At 69.6% G+C, this 20,227-nt stretch carries 17 protein-coding genes; 12 read left to right on the top strand and 5 right to left on the bottom strand.

Translation table 11 applies throughout. The features are described 5' to 3' along the window. Positions 1-13 precede the first annotated feature (13 nt). The 6 genes from JN22_RS23250 (at position 14) to JN22_RS23275 (ending at position 8,057) form a co-directional block, all read left to right on the top strand. The gene (locus JN22_RS23250; protein WP_085556155.1) at positions 14-268 is read left to right on the top strand and encodes a hypothetical protein; all 255 of its coding nucleotides are present in this window, start codon (positions 14-16) and stop codon (positions 266-268) included. 483 nt (positions 269-751) lie between these two features. Then, a complete protein-coding gene (locus tag JN22_RS23255) occupies positions 752-2,458 on the top strand; it encodes a methyl-accepting chemotaxis protein (protein WP_085556156.1) in 1,707 nt (568 codons plus the stop codon). Between the two features lie 255 nt (positions 2,459-2,713). Then, entirely contained in the window at positions 2,714-4,651 is a 1,938-nt protein-coding gene (gene treZ / locus JN22_RS23260; protein WP_223677855.1) for a malto-oligosyltrehalose trehalohydrolase, read from the top strand. Then, positions 4,644-6,683, top strand: coding sequence for an amylo-alpha-1,6-glucosidase (locus JN22_RS23265; protein WP_085556158.1), 2,040 nt, complete (start codon positions 4,644-4,646; stop codon positions 6,681-6,683). Before treZ ends, JN22_RS23265 begins: the two co-directional genes overlap by 8 nt. Before the next feature lie 535 nt (positions 6,684-7,218). Next, positions 7,219-7,557 (top strand): hypothetical protein, encoded by a 339-nt coding sequence (locus JN22_RS23270; protein WP_143268387.1) that lies wholly within the window; start codon positions 7,219-7,221, stop codon positions 7,555-7,557. Between the two features lie 143 nt (positions 7,558-7,700). Beyond that, the gene (locus tag JN22_RS23275; RefSeq protein WP_085556160.1) at positions 7,701-8,057 is read left to right on the top strand and encodes a hypothetical protein; all 357 of its coding nucleotides are present in this window, start codon (positions 7,701-7,703) and stop codon (positions 8,055-8,057) included. Between the two features lie 24 nt (positions 8,058-8,081). On the opposite strand, the gene JN22_RS23280 is transcribed toward JN22_RS23275, so the two are convergent. Continuing rightward, positions 8,082-9,677 (bottom strand): polysaccharide deacetylase family protein, encoded by a 1,596-nt coding sequence (locus tag JN22_RS23280; RefSeq protein ID WP_085556161.1) that lies wholly within the window; start codon positions 9,675-9,677, stop codon positions 8,082-8,084. Positions 9,678-9,931: 254 nt separating this feature from the next. On the opposite strand from JN22_RS23280, the gene JN22_RS23285 reads away from it, so the two are divergent. Then, positions 9,932-10,297, top strand: coding sequence for a DUF2934 domain-containing protein (locus tag JN22_RS23285; RefSeq protein ID WP_085556162.1), 366 nt, complete (start codon positions 9,932-9,934; stop codon positions 10,295-10,297). A gap of 97 nt (positions 10,298-10,394) precedes the next feature. Here JN22_RS23285 and JN22_RS23290 read toward each other — a convergent pair whose 3' ends face one another. Beyond that, positions 10,395-11,570 carry a L,D-transpeptidase family protein gene (locus tag JN22_RS23290; RefSeq protein ID WP_143268388.1) on the bottom strand — a complete coding sequence of 392 codons (1,176 nt, stop codon included), beginning with the start codon at positions 11,568-11,570 and terminating at the stop codon, positions 10,395-10,397. Between the two features lie 346 nt (positions 11,571-11,916). Between JN22_RS23290 and JN22_RS23295 the strand changes: the two genes are divergently transcribed. Next, positions 11,917-12,528 carry a DUF882 domain-containing protein gene (locus tag JN22_RS23295; RefSeq protein ID WP_085556164.1) on the top strand — a complete coding sequence of 204 codons (612 nt, stop codon included), beginning with the start codon at positions 11,917-11,919 and terminating at the stop codon, positions 12,526-12,528. Positions 12,529-12,603: 75 nt separating this feature from the next. Here JN22_RS23295 and JN22_RS35380 read toward each other — a convergent pair whose 3' ends face one another. Continuing rightward, complete coding sequence (locus JN22_RS35380) at positions 12,604-13,254, bottom strand: helix-turn-helix domain-containing protein (RefSeq protein WP_396021964.1); 651 nt, start codon at positions 13,252-13,254, stop codon at positions 12,604-12,606. Positions 13,255-13,927: 673 nt separating this feature from the next. Beyond that, a complete protein-coding gene (locus tag JN22_RS23305) occupies positions 13,928-14,524 on the bottom strand; it encodes a hypothetical protein (RefSeq protein ID WP_085556166.1) in 597 nt (198 codons plus the stop codon). A gap of 161 nt (positions 14,525-14,685) precedes the next feature. Here JN22_RS23305 and JN22_RS23310 point away from each other — a divergent pair, with 161 nt between their 5' ends. The 4 genes from JN22_RS23310 to accC all read left to right on the top strand — a co-directional run bounded on the left by JN22_RS23310 (position 14,686) and on the right by accC (position 18,675). Next, positions 14,686-16,161, top strand: a complete 1,476-nt coding sequence (locus tag JN22_RS23310) for a dynamin family protein (protein ID WP_085556167.1) — start codon at positions 14,686-14,688, stop codon at positions 16,159-16,161. A 232-nt stretch (positions 16,162-16,393) separates the two neighbouring features. Beyond that, complete coding sequence (gene aroQ / locus JN22_RS23315) at positions 16,394-16,843, top strand: type II 3-dehydroquinate dehydratase (RefSeq protein WP_085556168.1); 450 nt, start codon at positions 16,394-16,396, stop codon at positions 16,841-16,843. A 22-nt stretch (positions 16,844-16,865) separates the two neighbouring features. Beyond that, positions 16,866-17,318, top strand: coding sequence for an acetyl-CoA carboxylase biotin carboxyl carrier protein (gene accB, locus JN22_RS23320; protein ID WP_085556169.1), 453 nt, complete (start codon positions 16,866-16,868; stop codon positions 17,316-17,318). Between the two features lie 16 nt (positions 17,319-17,334). Next, positions 17,335-18,675, top strand: a complete 1,341-nt coding sequence (accC, locus tag JN22_RS23325; RefSeq protein WP_085556170.1) for an acetyl-CoA carboxylase biotin carboxylase subunit — start codon at positions 17,335-17,337, stop codon at positions 18,673-18,675. 87 nt (positions 18,676-18,762) lie between these two features. Here the strand turns inward: accC and JN22_RS23330 are convergent, their stop codons facing one another. Then, the gene (locus JN22_RS23330; RefSeq protein WP_085556171.1) at positions 18,763-20,220 is read right to left on the bottom strand and encodes a HAMP domain-containing sensor histidine kinase; all 1,458 of its coding nucleotides are present in this window, start codon (positions 20,218-20,220) and stop codon (positions 18,763-18,765) included. Positions 20,221-20,227: the final 7 nt, after the last annotated feature.

Raw genomic sequence — 20,227 nt, forward strand, 5'->3', positions numbered from 1 at the left:
GGAGGGCAGCAGCATGGATCTGATCTACGCCTACCCGGCCGAGAAGGGCCGGGGCGTCGAGGCCGAGATCGTCGGCAGCCTGCGCGACCGTTTCGGGGCCGTCGCCCAGACCGGCCGGGAGGAACGAGACGCCGAACGCGGCGGGCGCACCGACGTGTTCGTCACGCTGGAGGTGCGCGACGACCGCGCCGAGGCGGCGCTCGACGCGCTGCGGGCGCACCCGCTGGTGATCGACGCCGCCGCCCGCAGCTTCGGCGAGCGGGTGTAGCGCACGGGGCCCGTCCCGCCCGGTCTCCTCGTCGTGGCCCGTCATAGTGGCCGGCATCCTTCCGCGTCCTGACCGGGCTCGTCCCGGTCATCCGCGCGGGGGCTCGATGCCCGGCCGTCGCCGCGAGTCGCCGCCCGTGCCGGGCACGGGCATGGGCGCGGCACGGGCGGCGGGGAAAAGGCGCATCGTCCAAAGGTTGTAGGGGTTTTCCCTAGGGGGTGGAGGCGCGTCGGTTCCGGTTGTGTCTCTCCTTTGAATATCTTTGAAAATATGTGGATTGTTCGAAACCGCTTCCTGTTTCGCGGCAATTTTTCGCAACGCGTCGAGAAGCTTTCCGAACATGCAACGAAAGAGGGTAACTCTTTCGAAAGAATTGGTGGGAATGATTGCGTCGTCACTACCCATTTCCGACGCGCCCCGCCGTACACCCGAAGAAATTCGGCAGGACGCGCCTGCATACGCTGGCATTCAGCGGAGGACGTCATGACGATCACCAACTGGTCCATTGCGCAGAAATTGTATCTTCTTGTTGGTGTTTTCACGGCGGTGATCGCTTTGGTCAGCGCGGTCGGGCTGAATGGCGTGGAACGGCTCGGCGACGCGACCGAGGAGATCAACTCGGCCGGGGGCGAGGCATTCCTGGGCGCCCGAATCAGCCAGAACATCCTCTCCCTCAGCCGCAACGAGTTCCGCCTCGCCCTCGACCCGACGCCCGAGCAGGTCGCCGAGGTGCAGAAGGTGATCGACGACCAGCGCAAGCAGGCGACCGACCGCATCGCCGAGCTGAAGGCGACCGCCGACTCGGCGAAGCTCGCGCAGATCGCCGCGCTGGAGACGGCATACGGCGCCTACATGCCGGCGCTGGAGGAAACGCTGCGGGTCAGCCGCCAGCTCGGCGGGCAGGTGGTGAGCAATGAGGCGCAGAAGACGATCCGCGAGGCGGCGATGCGCAGCCGGCTGCTCGCCAACGAGCTGGTGAAGGCGATGCGGGCCTACACCGACATGGCCGACAAGGCCAGCGACGCCGCCGCCGCCGCCGCCCAGACCACCGCCCGGAGCACCTTCCGCCTGATGGTGATGGTCGCCGCGCTGGGCGTGCTGGGCGGCGCCGTGATGGGCTGGCTGATCGCCCGCTTCGCCATCGCCAAGCCGATGGCCGCCTCGGTCGACTGCCTGCGCCGGCTGGTGTCGGGGGACGGCTCGGTGGCGGTCTACGGGGCCGGGCGCCGGGACGAGGTCGGCGCCATCGCCGGCGCCATGCTCATCTTCAAGGAGAATCTGGAGCGCAACCGCCAGCTCGAGGCCGAGGCCGCCGAGACCGCCCGCCGCAACGAGGCCGACCGGCGCCACCTGATGACGACGCTGGCCGACGAGTTCGAGGCGAGCATCAAGAGCATCGCCGGCACCGTCTCGGCGGCGGCGACCCAGCTCCAGGCCAACGCGGAATCGCTGTCGGCGACCGCCGAGGAAACCGCCCGCCAGTCCTCCGCCGTCGCCAGCGCGACCGAGCAGGCCTCGGCCAGCGTGCAGACCGTCGCCGCCGCGTCGGAGCAGATGAGCTGCTCGATCACCGAGATCAGCCGTCAGGTTTCCGAATCCTCGCGCATCTCGCAGGGCGCGGTGCAGGAGGTCGAGCAGACCAACAGCACGGTGGAGGGGCTGGCCGCCGCGGCCCAGCGCATTGGCGACGTGGTCAGCCTGATCCAGAACATCGCCGCGCAGACCAATCTGCTGGCGCTCAACGCCACCATCGAGGCGGCCCGCGCCGGGGACGCCGGCAAGGGCTTCGCGGTGGTCGCCAACGAGGTCAAGGCGCTGGCCGGCCAGACCGCCAAGGCCACCGAGGAGATCGCCAGCCAGGTGTCGGGCATCCAAGCGGCCACCGGCGGGGCGGTCGGGGCGATCCGCGGCATCGGCCAGACCATCGTCCGCGTCAACGGCATCGCCAACTCGATCGCGACGGCGGTCGAGCAGCAGGCCGGCGCAACGCGGGAGATCGGCCGCAGCGTCCAGCAGGCGGCGCAGGGCACCCAGGAGGTGGCCAACAACATCACCGGGGTCAGCCGCGCGGCGGAGGACGCCGGCTCCGCCTCCTCGGACGTGCTGACCGCCGCCGACAGCCTGAGCCGCGACGCCGAGCGGTTGAGCGCCGAACTGGACGGCTTCGTCGCCCGCATCCGCGCCGCCTGACCGGGCGGGGAGCGGCTCTGCCGATGTTCGCTATCGGACGGATGTTGCAAGGAAATTCGGGAGGGAGGAGGGACCGGCGCGGGTGACGCCTGTTGTCCGGGGGCCGAGGCCGAGCGGTTTGGCCGCAGCCGATTCCCCCCGAACGCAAGGTCGCATCCCGTGGCGCTTTCCCCCGCATCACCCTCCCTTTCCGGCATGCCCCGGCCGGCGGCCCGTCGCCGGCCCATCGGCGTCGAAATCCTTCCTTGTGGAACCGTGCACGCGCGGGTCTGGGCGCCGAAGGCCGGCCGCGTCGATCTGGTGGTCGAGCCGGACGGGCACGCCGTCGCGCTGACGGGCGAGGGGGACGGCTATTTTTCCGGTGCGGTCGCCGGCCTGGCGGTGGGCGGGCTGTACCGTTTCCGTCTCGACGGCGGGGAGCAGAACGGGGACCGGCGGCATCCCGATCCGGCCTCCCGCTTCCAGCCGGACGGGCCGCATGGCCCCTCGCGGCTGGTCGATCCGGAAGCCTTCGCCTGGAGCGACGGCGGCTGGCCGGGCCGCTCCATCGCCGGGCAGGTCATTTACGAAATGCACATCGGCACCTTCACGCCGGAGGGGACATGGGACGCCGCCCGGCGCGAGCTGCCGGCGCTGGCCGAACTGGGCGTGACGGTGCTGGAACTGATGCCGGTGGCCGATTTCCCCGGCCGCTTCGGCTGGGGCTACGACGGGGTCAACCTGTTCGCGCCGACGCGGCTCTACGGCGATCCCGACGCGATGCGCCGCTTCGTCGACACGGCGCACGGGCTTGGGTTGGCCGTCATCCTGGACGTCGTCTACAACCATGTCGGACCGGACGGCAATTATCTGACCTGCTTCGCCGACGGCTACTTCTCCGACCGCTACAAGAACGAGTGGGGCGAGGCGATCAACTTCGACGGTCCCGACTCCGGCCCGGTGCGCGAGTTCTTCCTCGCCAACGCCGCCTTCTGGATCGACGAGTATCACCTCGACGGGCTGCGGCTGGACGCGACGCAGCAGATCTTCGACAGCGGCACCCCGCACATCCTGACCGGGATCGCCCGCGCCGTGCGGGAGGCGGCCGGCGGCCGCGCGACCATCCTGGTCGCCGAAAACGAACCGCAGCACGCCACCATGGTCCGGCCGGCGGATCGGGGCGGCCATGGCCTCGACGCCCTGTGGAACGACGATTTCCATCATTCCGCGATGGTCGCCCTGACCGGGCGGAGCGAGGCCTACTATTCGGATTACCGGGGCACGCCGCAGGAGATCGTGTCGGCCGTGAAGCACGGCTTCCTCTACCAGGGGCAATGGTACTCCTGGCAGAGGCAGCGGCGCGGCATGCCGGCCCTCGGGCTGCCCCGGCCGGTCTTCGTCACCTTCCTCCAGAACCATGACCAGATCGCCAACTCGGGCCGGGGCCTGCGCCTGCACGCGCTCACCGGGCCCGGCCGGCTGCGGGCGATGACGGCGCTGCTGCTGCTCGGTCCGGGCACGCCGATGCTGTTCCAGGGGCAGGAGTTCGCGGCGAGCGCCCCCTTCCTCTATTTCGCCGACCACAAGGCGGAGCTGGCGGTCCTGGTCGCGAAAGGGCGGGCGGAATTTCTCTCCCAGTTTCCCAGCCTCGCCGATCCGGCGATGCGGGCGGAACTGGCCCTGCCGCACGCCGAGGACAGCTTCCGCCGCTGCACGCTCGACCATGGCGAGCGCGCCGCCCATGCCGAGGTCTGGGCGCTGCACCGGGATCTTCTGCGTCTGCGGCGCGAGGATGCGGTCTTCGCCGCGCAGGGGGCGGGCGGGATCGACGGCGCCGTGCTGGGCGAGGAGGCCTTCGTCCTGCGCTTTTTCGGGAATGAAGGGGACGATCGGCTGTTGCTGGTCAATCTCGGTCGCGATCTGACCTTGCGGGTTCTGCCCGAACCGCTGCTTGCGCCGCCGCTTGGGCGGCGCTGGTCCCCGCTGTGGTCCAGCGAGGACCCGCGCTATGGCGGGTGCGGCGTCGCCCCGCTGGCGGACGCGGCCGGGCCAGGGGCGGAACCGGGGGCGGGACCGGGGGCAGGGCCGGGGGCTGGATCGGGAGAGGGGGGCTGGCGCCTTCCCGGCCACGCCGCCCTGGTGCTGGCGCCCGGCGCCGCTTCCGATGACCGCGCCGCCACGCCGTCCACCAATCCGCAGGACCATCATGGCTGATTTCGTTCGTACCCTGACGCGCACCGTCCTGACATCCGATGCCGACGCGGCGCAGAGCCGCGAATGGCTGGTCGCCAACGGTCTGGGCGGCTACGCCTCCGGCGCCGTGTCGGGGGCGGTGACGCGGCGCTACCACGGGCTGCTCGTCGCGGCGCTGCCGGCACCGCTCGGCCGCGTGCTGATGCTCAGCCAGCTGAGCGAGATCGTGGTCGAGGCCGACGGCAGCGAATACTGGCTGAGCGGGCAGGATTCCAGCCCCGACCCGCGCGCCCAGGAGAAGCCGGCGGCGCTGCTGGAGTTCCGCATGGAATCGGGCCTGCCGGTCTGGCGGTTCCGCGCCGACGGGGCGGTGATCGAGAAGCAGGTCGTGCTGCCGCACGGCCAGAACATCGTCCACGTCACCTACCGGGTGATCGAGGCGGCCAGGCCGGTCCAACTGCGGCTGCGCCCGGTGCTGGCCTTCCGCACGCTGGAGGCGGCGGTCGACCATCCGCTCGCCCGCGACTACCGCGTCAGCGCCGCCGGCCAGCGCTACGAGGTGTCCGCCGGTCCCGACCTGCCGGTGCTGCGCATGATCATCGAGGGGGCGGATTTCCCGATGACGCTGGATGGCGGCATCCGGCGCGAGGTGTATTACAGCGTCGAGGCCGAGCGCGGCTACGCCTCGCACGGGTCGCTGTGGACCCCCGGCTATTTCAGCGGCGAGCTGGCCGCCGGCCAGAGCATCACCTTCGCCGCCGCGACCGAGGAGTGGTGGCGGCTGGAGGCGCTGCCGCCCGCCGACGTGCTGGGCTTCGAGACGGAGCGCCGCCGCCGCATCGCCCGCAACGCCCATCCCGCGCTGCGCCATGGGCCGATGGCCGAGCTGGTGCTGTCCGCCGACAGCTTCCTGTTCGTGCCCGCCGGCCGCGTCGCCGACCAGATGCGCGCGCGGGCGGAAGGCGACGAGGTGCGCACCGTCATCGCCGGCTACCATTGGTTCACCGACTGGGGGCGCGACACGATGATCGCGCTGGAGGGGCTGACGCTGTCGACCGGCCGCCACGACGAGGCCGGCTGGATCCTGCGGACCTTCGCCCATTACATCCGCGACGGCCTGATCCCCAACATGTTCCCCGACGGCAAGGACAAGGGGCTCTACCACACCGCCGACGCGACGCTGTGGTTCTTCCACGCGCTGAACCGCTACCTGCGCGTCACCAACGACCGCGACACCCTGCGGCTGCTGCTGCCCCGGCTGATGGAGGTGGTCGAGCATCACCGGCGCGGCACCCGCTTCGGCATCGGCGTCGATCCGAAGGACGGGCTGCTGCGCCAGGGGCAGGAGGGCTACCAGCTCACCTGGATGGACGCCAAGGTGGACGACTGGGTGGTCACCCCGCGCCGGGGCAAGGCGGTGGAGATCAACGCCCTCTGGTACAACGCCCTGCGGCTGATGGCCGGCTGGCTGCGGGTGGAGGACGGCGAGGCCGCCGCCCGTCCGCTCGACCAGATGGCCGATCAGGCGGAGGCCTCCTTCAACGCCCGCTTCTGGTGCGGGTCCGCCGGCCATCTCTTCGACGTGGTCGACGGCGAGCACGGCAACGACATCGCCTGCCGCCCCAACCAGATCTTCTCGGTGTCGCTCGACAACCCGGTGCTGATGCGTGAACGCTGGGAACCGGTGGTCGAGACGGTGCGCTCGCGCCTGCTGACGCCGCTCGGCCTGCGGTCGCTGGCGCCCGGCTGCCGGGACTACAAGGCGAAGTATTTCGGCGATCTCAGGGCGCGCGACGCGGCCTATCACCAGGGAACGGTGTGGGCCTGGCTGATCGGTCCCTTCGTCGATTCCTGGCTGAAGCTGCACCCGGAGGACAAGGCGGGGGCACGGCGCTTCCTGGAAGGCTTCCTGCCCCATCTCGACGAGGCCGGCATCGGCACCATCAGCGAGATCTTCGACGCCGAAGCGCCGTTCCAGCCGCGCGGCTGCATCTCCCAGGCCTGGAGCGTGGCGGAGGTTCTGCGCGGCTGGGTGGCGACCGAGCCCGGCTGATCCGGCGGCCTATGGCCGAACGGCATAGCTGGGCTCGGCGGACCCCGCGAATCCGCGCCGTTGGTGGCATGCCGTTCGCCCACAGTTGTCAACAGGGCACAGCCTGTCGCCGAATCGTCACGAACCGTCCCGTGTCACAGATTCCAATTGACACGTCTGGATGGGCCGGGGCAGGCGAAAAACGCCTTTCTCAAGTAATATCAGTGGTTTGCAATATTTGCCCATAAAATAGGCAAACCTTCCGCGACCGTTGAATCGCCTGTGTCGAATCGGACATGGCCGGGTCTTTTCAACACACTTATCCACAGACTCTGTGGAGAGTGTTCCGCTGCGACGCGTCATGCCGATGGTGGCAGGCCCTTGGGCCTAGGGCTGTGCCCATCGGGGTAAACGGTTTGGATTTTGGATCAACGCGGAAAAGCATCCTATAATTTGCCAGGGTCGACGGGGGTGGCCGCAGGGTGGACGCCGCAGGGCGTTCCGTCCCGCCCTCTCCCGAGGTCGCCGCAACGGAGGTGCCCGCATGGAGGTGCCGATGCAGAACGTCGCAGGCATGGGATGCGCGCCGGGCCGTGGCCGCCAGCCGCGTGCTGGCGCGGCCGGCGGCCGCCACGTGACGGGGGCCGTGGCGTTCGCCGGGCCGGCCCTGGCGGCGGTCGTGGCAGCCGCCCTGACGCTTCATCTGATGGCCGAGCTGGTCTTCCGCCTTCCGGACGCCGATCCGCTCGGGGTGCTGTCGCTTCTGGCCGGCATGGCGGCGGTTCTGGTCACGCTGATGCCCTTCACCCTGCTGTGGGCCTGCCGCGCGCAGCGGGCGTGGTCCGCCGTCTGGCATGCTGCGCCGCCGCCACGGGCGCCCGCCCGGATTCCATAGGCGAAATCCTAAGGCGAAATCCTACGGGCGAAACGGGCGGGGCGGCGGATCGAAACGGTTGCTCCCCACGGTGGCTTGCGGGTTTAATCCGCGGGCCGGCCGGCGCCTTGCCGACGGCGATGGCGCAGCGCTGGAGCGGACGAATGGGCCTTTTCGATTTCCTGAAGATCACGGTGCCGGCCAAGAAGCCGGCCAAGGCCCCCTCACGCCTTTCCGTCAGCATCGTCGAATTCGACGGCCGCAGCTTTCCGCTCGCCGCGCTGACGACCAAGGGCTTCGTCACCAAGAGCTTCGACGGCTCCCTGATCCCGGGCCAGAACGCCCGAGTCACCGTGCGGGTGGACGACACCGCCGGCAAGTTCACCTTTTCCGCGACGATCACCGTGGCCGACACGGCCGGCTCAAAGCTGGTCGGCACCTGGACCATGCTGCCGACCGAGGTCGATGAGGTGATTCGGAAATACGCCCAGATCCGCGGCAAGCAGGCCGGGGGGAAATAAGGCCGCCCCGCCCCGGCCTGCGGTTCAGTTCCGCGTGACGGCGACCGGTGTGGCCGGCGGCGGTGCCGCGGGCGGTGTCGGCATGCCGGCGTTGACGATCTTCGGCAGCGCCAGGGTGCGCATGCGCTCCAGCCATTCCGACAGGGTGACGAACTCGCAGCCCTTGGCGCGCAACTCGGCGATCACGCGGGGCAGCGCCTGCGCGGTGGTCGGGTAGGTCGAGTGCATCAGGAAGACGTTGCCGGTGCCGCCCGCCGTCTTGATGTGCTGGACGATCTTGTCGGCGTTGCGCACCTTCCAGTCGCGTGTGTCGACCGTCCACAGGACCGACCCCATCCGCTCGTCGCGGGCGATCGCCAGCAGCTCGTCGGAGTAGCGGCCGTAGGGCGGGCGGAACAGCACCGGGTTGGCGCCGAACTCGCGCAGGATGCGGTTGGTCTCGGCGATCTCGTAGCGCTGGCCTTCGGCATCCATGGCGCGCAGGTCGGAATGGGTCAGGCTGTGGTTGCCGATCTCATGCCCGCCGGCGATGAAGTCGCGGATCAGGTCGCCCTGGTTCTGGGCGATCTTGCCGACCGGGAAATAGGTGGCGCGCACGCCCTCGCGGTTCAGCACATCCAGCACCTGCCGGGTGACGGTGCGGTGCGGGCCGTCGTCGAAGGTCAGGGCGCAGAGGTTCCAGGCCTCCAGCTTCAGCGTCGCCGGCATCACGTCCAGCCGCGAATCGGGCATCACCGAGCGCAGGCGGCCCTTGCGGCGGCTGTGCTGCTCGATGTCGGCCATCGTGCGGGCGTCCTCCTCGGTGTAGATCACCGTGCCCTCGGTCGGCGCCACCGCCCTGGCGACCGACGCGGGCGGCACCAGCGGCGCGGCCGCCGCCGACGCGATGGGGGTCAGGACGGAGGAGGGTGCCGGATCCGCAGCGGGAGCGGCGGCGACGGCCGGAGCCGGCGGCGGGGCGACGGGAACGGTGACCGTGGTCAGGGGCGCCGCGGCGGGCGTGGCCGGGGCGGCCGTGACGACCGGCGGCTTGGCTTGAACGCCGTCCTGGGCGATGGAGGCGGCGATGGAGGCGGTGGCCGCAGCGGTGGCGGCCGGAGCGCTGGCCGTGGCGGGCGGCTGATCGATGAGCAGGCAACCGAAACCGGCGCCGACGATGCGCCGGCACAGGCGCTGCGCGTCGCTTCCGTCGGTGACGGTGGCGCGCAGCACGGCGCCGCCGGCCTCGGTCTTGCCGTCCAGGAAGGAGACGGTGGCGCTCAGGCCCTTGGTCAGCTCCGGCTGGCGGCGTTGCAGGGTTTCCCAGGCCCAGCGCGCGTCGCTCTCGCGCGGGAACAGGCCGAGTTGAAGGGCCGGTCCCTTCACGTCGCCGGCCGGGGGCTTGGCGGCGGCCGTCTTCGCGTCGGCGGCCTTCCGGTCGGCGGTCTTGGTGGCCGCCGGCTTCGCGGACGGCTGGACCTGGGCCTGCTTCCTGTCGGTTTCGCGCGTCTGCGCGGCGGCGGGCGGGAGGGGGAGGGCGATCAAGCTTCCCAGCACCGTGGCCGCGACCGTGCGCCACAGGGCGGCCCGGCCGGAGAGGGGCCGGCGCATCGGGGCGGGCAGGATGGGAATACTCAACATATCGTGTCCCGTTTGCTCGCCCAGCCACTAGCCGCAGGGCCGCTCGTAAGGTTTCGCTGCAATACCACCCCGTTGGTACTAATTCAAATGACAAGGGGCAAAAGAAGGCGCGGGCGGCGATTTCCCGGACGGGCGTTGCCTTTGTGAAACGCTGCCGGTGCATTGTGATCGGGGGAACCAAGCGTCACGCCGCCGGTTGAGCGGACGAGGCCGGACGGGCACTGCCCGCCGCCGCAACCGAGGAGACGAACCGGATGGCCGATGATTTGGAAAGCCGCATCCGCGCGCGCGCCCACGCGATCTGGGAGCGGGAAGGCCGTCCCGAGGGCCGCGAGGCGGCCCACTGGGAACTGGCCAGTGAGGAGATTGCGATCGAGGACAATTATCGCGACACGCTGAAGCCCAATCCGTCGCGCGGTCCCGACGACACGGTCGACCGGACGGAGCCGGTCGAGCCGGCGCTCAGCGTGGCGAATCAGGGGGAGCAGCCGGGCCTGACCGATCAGGGCGATGATTTCCGCATCCCCGGCGCCGCCGACCAGGATCCCTGGCCGGAGCCGGCCGAGGCGACCGCCGCCGCGACCCCGCCGCCGGCCCGCGCCCGGCGTGCCCGGCGTTGAGTCCGCCTGTCAATCGGATCCGCCTGCCGGTGAGCCTGTCCGTCCCCGAGGGCGGATCACCCAGGAACGGCCGGGCGCCCGACGAAGTGGCCGCGCCTCAGGCGCGCGACCCGCTGGTCGCGGCGACGGTCTCGTCGCCGCGGTCATACACGTCCGGGTGCAGGCGGACGGCGCCGTCCTCCTCGACCGTCGCCGTCCAGTAGACGAACTGGACAGGCACCGGCCGCGCCAGCTTGACCCATTGCGGTTCCGGCCTGTCGAGCATGCGGGTGATGCGTTCCGGCGTGACGTGGGCATCCGCCAGCAGCACCTCCGCCATCTGGCGGGCATCCTGCAACCGCACGCAGCCGGAGCTGATCGTCCGCACCTCGCGGTCGAACAGGCGCGGCTCGTTGGTGCCGTGCAGATAGATGTTGTAGGGGTTGGTCAGGTTGAAACGGAAGCGCCCCAGCGCGTTGTGGTCGCCAGGCTGCTGGACGATGCGCACCCGGCCGGGCGTCACGCCGTTCCAATCGACGGTTTCCGGCGCCACCTCCGCCCCGTCGAGATAGACCACCGCGTTCTGGATGCCGGGCGTGCCCTTGGTCCGCAGCAGCGGGAGCTTGTCCTCCTTCAGGATGGTCGGCGGCACGGTCCAGGTCGGATTGACGATCACATGGGTGATCTGGTCCTGGAGGAGCGGCGTCTCGCGCGACGGACGGCCGACGATGGCGCGCATGGTCAGCGCCTCCTCGCCCGAGCGCACCAGGGTGGTGGTCTGGTTCGGCAGATTGACCAGCAGCACGGTGTCGGGGGCGGTGTCGCGGAATCCGCGCATCGCGGCGGCGCTGTGGCGCATCTGCGCCGCGGCTTCCGCCGGGGTGCGGTCGAGCGCCGCGCGGGTGCCGCCGCCGACCAGCCCGTCTGGCTTCATCCGCTGGCTGATCTGGAAGGCGCGCACGGCGGTGTCCACCGCCTCGGTGAACTGGTCGGTCGCCTGCTCCGGCGCCAGCAGGCCCAACTCGATCAGCCGCTGGGCCAGCCGCCCGACGCGTTCGCCCGAACCGCCCCGTTTCAGCAGCGCCCCCTCGCCGATCCGCGGCGACAGGGGAGGAGCGATCGTGTCCAGTTGCGCCGCCGTCGCGTCGAGCCGCTCGGCCCATTGGGTCAGGGTGTCGCGGTAGGGGGCGGCCTCCGCCGGGTCGGCCAGGGCGTGGGCCGTTCCCGCAAAGGCGGCTGCCGCGAGCAGAAGGGCGGCGAGGCGGGAGCGGTTGGCGGGGGCACTGGCGGTCATGCGGATGGTCCTCATCGTCAGGGCTTTCGGTTGCGAAAACCCGGATAACTTTTCCGTTCACACAATTTATGCATCGAACCTCGCGATAGCGAGACGCGCAACGCGAAAGGGCGGCAAACATTCGTCTTGTGTGACCTTCCTGCCAGTCCGCCTATGCGCGCCTATGCAATTCGAACACAGTCAGAAAATTTTTCGATTGCCTAGGGCCTAACCCTTCCCTATACGGTTATCCGTCCGGCGAAGATTCGCAAAATCGGAACGCTCCGGACCAACGTTTGGCGGTTGGCCTCCACGGCCGGCACGAACGCCATACAGCTCGCCAAAACGCAGAACAAGAGGTTCGGGGATGCTTTTGGGGGATGATGAGCGTGCCGCTCCGGCGATGGGGCGGCGCGGGTTCCTGGGTTTTGCCGCGGCGGCTCTTTCGGCGGCGGTGCCCGTGGTTACGGGGGCGGTGACGGCGGCTCCGGTCCTGCTGGGATCGTCAGCGGCGGAAGCGGCGCCTCTCGCCGGTCCGATTCGCCGGATCGCGCTCCACAACATCAACACCAACGATCGGTTCGACGGCGTCTATTGGGCGGACGGCAACTACAAGGCCGACGCGCTGCGCAAGCTGGACGTCCTGTTGCGCGACCATCGCGCCAAGCAGGTCTGCCGTTACGACCCGCGCCTGTTCGATCTGCTGGCGAGGGTCCACCAGAGCGTCGGCTCCGACGATCCGTTCGAGGTGATCTGCGGTTTCCGTTCCCGCCGCACCAACGCGATGGCGCGCCGCCGGTCGCGCGGCGTGGCCAAGGAGAGCTATCACACCCGCGGTATGGCCATCGACATCCGGCTGCCCGACGCCCAACTGCGCGGCATCGCGGAGACGGCCAAGGCAATGCATGTCGGCGGGGTCGGCTACTACCCGCGCAGCGGCTTCGTCCATCTTGACGTCGGACCGGTGCGGAGCTGGTGACGCGGAACGGGTGATCGCGCACCCGTTGGCGGTTGGCCCGCGCCGGTCGGGCCGGCGCGGACGGTCCCGTTGAATTCACCCCTCGCGCGACGGAGTCTTCGTGGCGCGCGCGATGTCGGTCGGATCCCAGACCGCGCCATGCCGACGCCGGGGCTTGGAGCCGCCACCGCCGTCCTTCAGCGGCTTGAGGCGCGGCATTGTCTCGCTGCGGCTTTGACGGGGAACGACGCGGGGGGCGCTTTCGCCGACGGCCTGGCCGTTGCTTTCCGATGCCGGCTCCTCTCCGTTCCAGTGCCCATCCAGTCCATCGTCGGGCTGCTCGTCCAATCCGTCAGCCGATCCGTCGAGCGTTTCGTGCAGGGCGGGGGACAGCGACGACAGCAGGGACAGCAATTCATCCGAAACATGGGGTGGCGCGGCGCGCCACAGGCGCAGCAGGCGGGCTTCGCGCCGGCTGATCTGGCTGCCGGCCGTCGCCGATGCGTCGTCGGCCCGCGCGCCTTGGGCTGGTGCGTTCGGATCCCCGTAGCAATCGAAGAAGAAGCTGACCGGAACGTCGAGAACCTGTCCAAGCCGGTACAGCGTGCCGGCGGAAATCCGGTTGGAGCCCCGTTCGTATTTCTGGACTTGCTGAAAGGTCAGGCCGATCGCTTCACCCAGCTTCTCCTGGCTCATGCCCAGCAGGGTGCGCCGCATGCGCACGCGCTGGCCCACATGGGCGTCCACAGACCAGGATTCCGGCGATCCGCGTCGCCCTCTCTTGCGCGCCGTCGGGCCACTCATTTTCCGGGGTCTCCAATGCTTTGAAACCAAACGCCTTCTCTTTACGAGAGTCAAATGATTGTTTGCACGTCCTTTGTTGCCTTTCAAGAGGAAACTTTTAAATATTGGCGACGAAAGGTCATATTCCGATAGGGTGTCGGCAGGACGGCAACATTCGGTGGTCGCTCGTCTGTTACAGAATTGAATTATTCTGCCCGCATCCGGCCGGCTGCCAAGTCCGGAATGTTGGCCGTATCCTTTGTAAGGAAAGTTTTTTTGCGACGACTTGTGACATCATTCGTTACCGCTTTGAAGTTTAACCTTTGTGAAAAAATATGAGAGCACTGTTCGATTCGGTCGCCGGGTGTCTGCGGGTCGTTAAAATTCATTTCGCGAGAAACAAATATTCGATCTGCCCGTAAGTAATTTTCATTGGCGAGCGAGGGCGATATATGGCGTCACGCGTCGGGTGTCCCGCCATCGACGGATGGATTCGTTCGTCCGATCACCATTAATCAATCATTAACCATGATTCCCGCCCTTCGCGGCGGGGGTTGCCGGGGCGTCGCGGCGGGATTCGGCAGGGATGCGTGACGGTCTGTATCGGCCTTTCATGACCCGCCGCGCTCCCCGGCGGTCAGCCGGGGGAACGATCGTGCCAAGGACCGCCGGGGGCCGCGAACCCCTCGACATGGTCGCGCAGTTTCTGAACCTGCGGCGGGGTCAGTGTCCGGCCGAAGCGCGACCGCAGCATCGCCGCCATGGCGCCCCGCGTCGGCCGCGCGCCATCCTCCGCCAGCGTCCGGTAGACCGCGAAGGCTTCGGCGTAGGCGCGGATGCGTTCGGGCCGCCGCCGCAGCTGGACGGCCTGGGGCGAGGTCGTCCGGACGAGGTGGTCGGCCAGCCGCTGCGCCGCCTCATCGACGGTCAGGTCGGGCAGGGCGGCGGCGGGGGCGTCGGGCGGCTCGGCGCGGCCGATGGCGGCACGGGCCCGCCGCCGCCGCTGGCGCTCGCGGTCGGCCCGCCGCAGCCGCTCGGCGTAGGCGGGGTCGCTGCGGCGCCGTTCGGTCCGGGCGAGGTTGGCGCGCTCGGCGCGCTCGGCCTGCCGGGCCCGCTCGGCCGGATCGCGCAGAAGGAAGGCCAGCTCGTCGGCGGTCAGCCGCGACGCGTCGTCGGGCTCCTTCCCGATCGCGGGATCGTCGATGTCGGGGGCGGGGGGCGGCTTGCGGGTCATGGCGCGGAAACGCTCCTTCTTGCGCTTTGCTCCCCGGCCCCGTGGCGGCTCCGCGGAATCCGGCCTGGCGAATTCCTGCCCGAAGGACGGGCGGCTCGTGCTAGAGAGGGCGCGACCTTCAGCCGAACCTTTTCCCGAACCATGTGGGACGACCGCCGGCCATGACCCCCAGGCAAGCCCTTCAGCAGCGCCTCGCGGCTTTGGACGCGCATCTGCGCGCGGAAAACCCGAACCTGCTGCCGGTCCTTCCGACCTTCCGCGCCTTCGACCGGCTGCTGGCCGGGCTCGGCCTGATCGGCCGCTACGATTCGCTGACCACCCGCATTCCCTGGTGGCCGATGGTCGCGGTGCTCGGCACCTTCTCGGCCGGCAAATCGACCTTTCTCAACGGCTATCTCGGCGAGCCGCTCCAGAACACCGGCAACCAGGCGGTCGACGACAAGTTCACGGTGATCTGCCACGGCCCGCAGTCCCGCCGCGAGGCGCTGCCGGGCACCGCGCTCAACGCCGACCCGCGTTTTCCCTTCTACCGCATCTCCGACGAGATCGAGAAGGTGGCGGCCGGCGAGGGCAAGCGCATCGACAACTACCTCCAGCTCAAGACGCTGAGCGGCCCGCGCGCCAAGGGCAAGATCTTCATCGACTCGCCTGGCTTCGACGCCGACGACCAGCGGCGCTCGGTGCTGCGGCTGGTCGACCACATCGTCGAGCTGTCCGATCTGGTGCTGGTCTTCTTCGACGGCCGCCACCCGGAGCCGGGGGCGATGCAGGACACGCTGCGTCATCTGGTCGCCAAGACGGTGAACCGGGCCGACGCCCGCAAGGTCTGCTACATCCTGAACCAGGTCGACACCACCGCCAAGGAGGACAATCTGGAGGCGGTGTTCGGCGCCTGGCAGCGCGCCATCGCCCAGGCCGGGCTGGTGTCGGGCCGCTTCTACGCGATCTACGATTCCAAATCGGCCGTCGCCATCGAGGACGACGCCCGCCGCGCCCGCTACGAGGCGCGGCGCGACCACGACCTCGCCGAGATCCACGCCCGCATCGCCGAGGTCGAGGTCGCCCGCGCCTACCGCATCGTCGGCTCGATCGACAGCCTCGTGAAGGAGTTGGAGGGCGAGGTGGTGCCGACGCTGCGCGCCGCGATCGCCCGCTGGCGCCGCCGCGTGCTGATCGGCGACGGGGTGCTGGCGGCATTGCTGGCCGTGCTGTTCGTCGGGGCGGGCGTGTCGCTGTTCGACGGGGTGGGCGGCTTCGCCGACTGGCTGACCGCCTCGCGGCCGCTGTGGTTCGGCGAGCAGCCGGTGCGGCTGGCGGGGGCGGCGGTGCTGTTCGGCGGGCTGTTCCTGGCCGGGCATTTCTGGCTGCGCGCGCTGTTGGCCCGCCGGGTCGCGGCCGGGCTGCCCGAACGCTTCGGCGACGTCGAGCTGAACCTGCGCCACGCCTTCCTGAAGAACACCCGCTTCTTCCGCAGCATCTTCGCCAAGCGTCCCGCCGGCTGGAGCTCACGGGCCAAGAAAAGGATCTTCGGCATCCGCGAGGCGTTGGCCGAGCATGTGCAGCGCATCAACGACCTCTACACCGACCCCGCCGGGCGCCGCGCGAGGACGGGCGCCCCGGCCGATCCGGTGTCGTAGGACGACGCTTCGTGGGGCGGAACAGGGACTGGTCCGGCAGCGGGCGCGCCGCGCTCAACGCCGGGCTGAACATCCCGCCCCATGGCGGCGTTTCCGGCGAGGCGCCGGCCTCCAATGCGGCTGTTGCGCCGCAACAGGCGGTTTTCCGTGGCCGGCGCCCCCCGTCGCCATGGACAGCGCGTGGGGTCGTGCTATAAACGCGCGGTTTCGATCTTGGAAAGGGGCGCGGGGCTTGGCCATCGACGCGTCGATTCTGGTCCTCAACGGGCCGAACCTGAACATGCTGGGCGTGCGCGAGCCACAAATCTACGGCTCGACGACGATCGACGAGCTGGAGGCCGCCTGCCACGAGCGGGCGGAGCAGATCGGCCTGACCGTCGATTTCCGGCAGTCGAACCACGAGGGCGAGCTGGTGTCCTGGATCCAGCAGGCGCGGACGGAGAATGACGGCATCATCATCAACGCCGGCGCCTACACCCACACCTCGGTCGCCATCATGGACGCCCTGATCCTGTCGGAGCTGCCGGTGGTCGAGGTTCACCTGTCCAACATCTTCAAGCGCGAGCCGGTCCGCCATCATTCCCACATCTCGCCGGTGGCGAGTGGCATGATCTGCGGGTTCGGGCCGCACGGCTATCTTCTGGCGCTCGACGCCATCGCGAACATCATCGACCGCGACTAAGGAAACGGGAACGACTGACATCATGGCGAGCTTCGACATCGACGGCGATCTGGTCCGCAAGCTGGCGGAACTCCTGCGTGAGACGGGCTTGAGCGAGATCGAATTCGCCGAGGGCGAGAAGCGCATCCGCGTCACCCGCCCCACGGCCCCGCAGGCGGTCGCGGTCCACGCCGCTCCGGCCGTCGCGGCGGTCCCGGCGCCGGCCGCCGCCGCCGCTCCGGCGGCGCGCCCCGGCAACCATCCGGGCGCGGTGACCTCGCCGATGGTCGGCACCGCCTACACCGCGCCGGAACCGGGTGCGGCTCCCTTCGCGCGTCCCGGCGACGTGGTCAAGGCCGGCCAGACCGTGCTGATCATCGAGGCGATGAAGGTCATGAACCCGATCAAGGCGCCGCGCGGCGGCACCGTGACCGAGGTGCTGGTTTCCGACGCCCAGCCGGTCGAGTTCGGCGAAGTCCTTCTCATCATCGAGTAACGGGGCAACCTTGGCGATGTTCGAAAAGGTCCTGATCGCGAACCGTGGTGAGATCGCGCTGCGCATCCACCGCGCCTGCCGCGAAATGGGGATCCAGACCGTTGCGGTGCATTCCACCGCCGACGCCGACGCCATGCATGTCCGCCTCGCGGACGAGAGCGTGTGCATCGGACCCGCGTCGGCCCGTGAAAGCTACCTCAACATCCCGGCGATCCTCTCGGCGGCGTCGATCACCAACGCCGACGCCATCCATCCCGGCATCGGCTTCCTGTCCGAGAACGCCACCTTCGCCGAGATGGTGGAGGAGCATGGCTTCACCTTCATCGGCCCCACCCCGGAGCACATCCGGGTCATGGGCGACAAGGTGACGGCCAAGAAGACGGTGATGGAGCAGGGGCTGCCGGTGGTGCCCGGCTCCGACGGCCCGGTGACGACGCTGGAGGAGGCCGAGCAGGTCGCCCACGAGGTCGGCTATCCGGTGCTGATCAAGGCGGCGGCGGGCGGCGGCGGCAAGGGCATGAAGGTCGCCCGCAACCCCGACCAGCTCAAGGAGGCCTACCAGTTCGCCCGCGCCGAGGCGCGCGCCGCCTTCGGCAACGACGAGGTCTATCTGGAGAAGTATCTCGGGCGGCCCCGCCACATCGAGATCCAGCTGCTCGCCGACACCCACGGCCACTGCGTGCATTTCGGCGAGCGCGACTGCTCGGTCCAGCGCCGCCACCAGAAGGTCATCGAGGAGGCGCCGAGCCCGGCGCTGAACGCCGAGCAGCGCCGCTTCATCGGCGAGCTGGCGGCCAAGACCACGGCGGCCATCGGCTACCGCGGCGTCGGCACGATGGAGTTCCTCTACGAGGACGGGCAGTTCTACTTCATCGAGATGAACACCCGCCTCCAGGTCGAGCACACGATCAGCGAGATGATCACCGGCATCGATCTGGTGCGCGAGCAGATCCGCGTCGCCGCCGGCGCGCCGCTGGGCTACGGGCAGGACGCCATCCGCTTCGAGGGCCATGCCATCGAATGCCGGGTGAACGCCGAGCATCCGGAGACCTTCATCCCGTCGCCGGGCAAGATCGACGGCTACCACGCGCCGGGCGGCCTCGGCGTGCGGGTGGACTCGGCGCTCTACGACGGCTACCGGGTGCCGCCGCACTACGACAGCCTGATCGCCAAGCTGGTCGTCCACGGCACCACCCGCAACGAGTGCCTGATGCGTCTGCGCCGCTCCATCGAGGAGTATGTCATCGGCGGCATCCAGACGACGCTGCCGCTGCACGAGCGCATCATCGCCGAGCAGGCCTTCATCGACGGCAACTATGACATCCACTGGCTGGAACAACTGATGGCGAAGTCCTGAGCGGGGCCGTCCGGCCACGCCCGATCGGAAACCCTCCGCCCCCTCGGGGCGGAGGGTTTTTCTTTGCGCCGGAAAAGAACCCCGCCCTTACCGGCCGGGTTCCGCCGGGAACACCAGCGCCACCCGCAGGCCCGGCCCGTTGTCGGACAGCTCCAGCCGGGCGCCATGCAGCGTCGCCACCGCGTCCACCAGGCTGAGCCCCAGCCCGTTGCCTGGCGAGGCCCGCGACGCGTCGAGCCGGACGAAGCGTTGCAGCACCTTCTCGCGCTCCCCGGCCGGAATGCCGGGGCCGTCGTCGGCCACGACGATGCGCCCCGCCTGACCCGGTCCGGCGCCGTCGAGGGTCAGCGTGATGCGGCCGCCCTCCGGGGTGTACTTGATCGCGTTGTCGAGCAGGTTCGACACCGCCTGCGCCAGCAGCTGCCCGTTGCCGCGCACCGTCGCCGGCTTGTGGATCTCCATGGTCAGGCTCTGGCCGCGCTCCTCGGCCACCGGCTCGTAGAGATCGGCGGCGAGCTGCACCACCTCGGCCAGATCGACCGGCACGAAGTCGCGCCGCTTGGCGCCGGATTCGGCCTCGGCGATGGAGAGCAGCGCGGTGAAGGTGGCGAGCAGCCGGTCGGCCTCGGCGATGGTGTCCTGCAACACGCCGCGATAGACCTCGGGATCCTCGGTGTCGTGGATCAGGGCCAGCTCGATGCGCGAGCGCAGGCGGGTCAGCGGCGTGCGCAGGTCGTGGGCGACGCTGTCGGTGACCTGCCGCATCCCGGTCATCAGCCGCTCGATGCGGTCGAGCATGGCGTTGAGGTTGCCGGCCAGCCGGTCCATCTCGTCGCCGCCGCCGAAGCGCGGCACGCGGTCGCTGAGATCGCCGGCCATGATCTGGCGGGTGGTGCGGTTGATCGCCTCGATCCGCCGCATGGCCCCCCGGCTGAGCAGCAGCCCGCCGCCCAGCCCCAGCATGGCGGTGACGCCGAGGATCCAGCCGAGCGAATGCACCATGCGGTCGCGGAGCTGGTCGATCTCGCTCATGTCGCGGCCGACCAGCAGGCGGAACTGCCCCGGCAGCGTGAAGGTGACGGCCTGCGCGGTGGAGGGGCGGTCGGTGACGCCGCCGTAGTCGGCGACCTTGAAATGGGTCCAGCCGCTGGCGCTCGGCACGGCCCCCGGCCAGCCCGAGAGGTTGCCGGCCAGGATGACCCCCTGCGGCGTCGTCAGCAGATAGATGGAGTTGTTGCCGGCCACGGCGCTGCGACCGCGCACCACATCGATCAGCCCCGACAGGCCGTAGCCGCGGTAGTGGTCCTGGAGGCTGGACACCTCCAGCGCGATGGTCTCGCCGATCTCCTGCTCCAGGAAGCCGGCGGTGGTGCGGTAGACCACCAGCAGGATGACCCCGACCGACAGCACGAACATGCCGAGATAGAGCACCGCGAGCCGGAAAGCCGTGGTCCGCAGCAGCCGCGTCCCCACGGCGACGCAGGCTTCCAGGCGGGTCTGCTGGTGGGGCTCGGCGGGAGGGGCGGCTGCGTCCCCCGCGCTCATCCGGGCG

The organism is Azospirillum agricola (genome assembly GCF_020005195.1).
Classification (GTDB): Bacteria; Pseudomonadota; Alphaproteobacteria; order Azospirillales; family Azospirillaceae; genus Azospirillum; species Azospirillum agricola.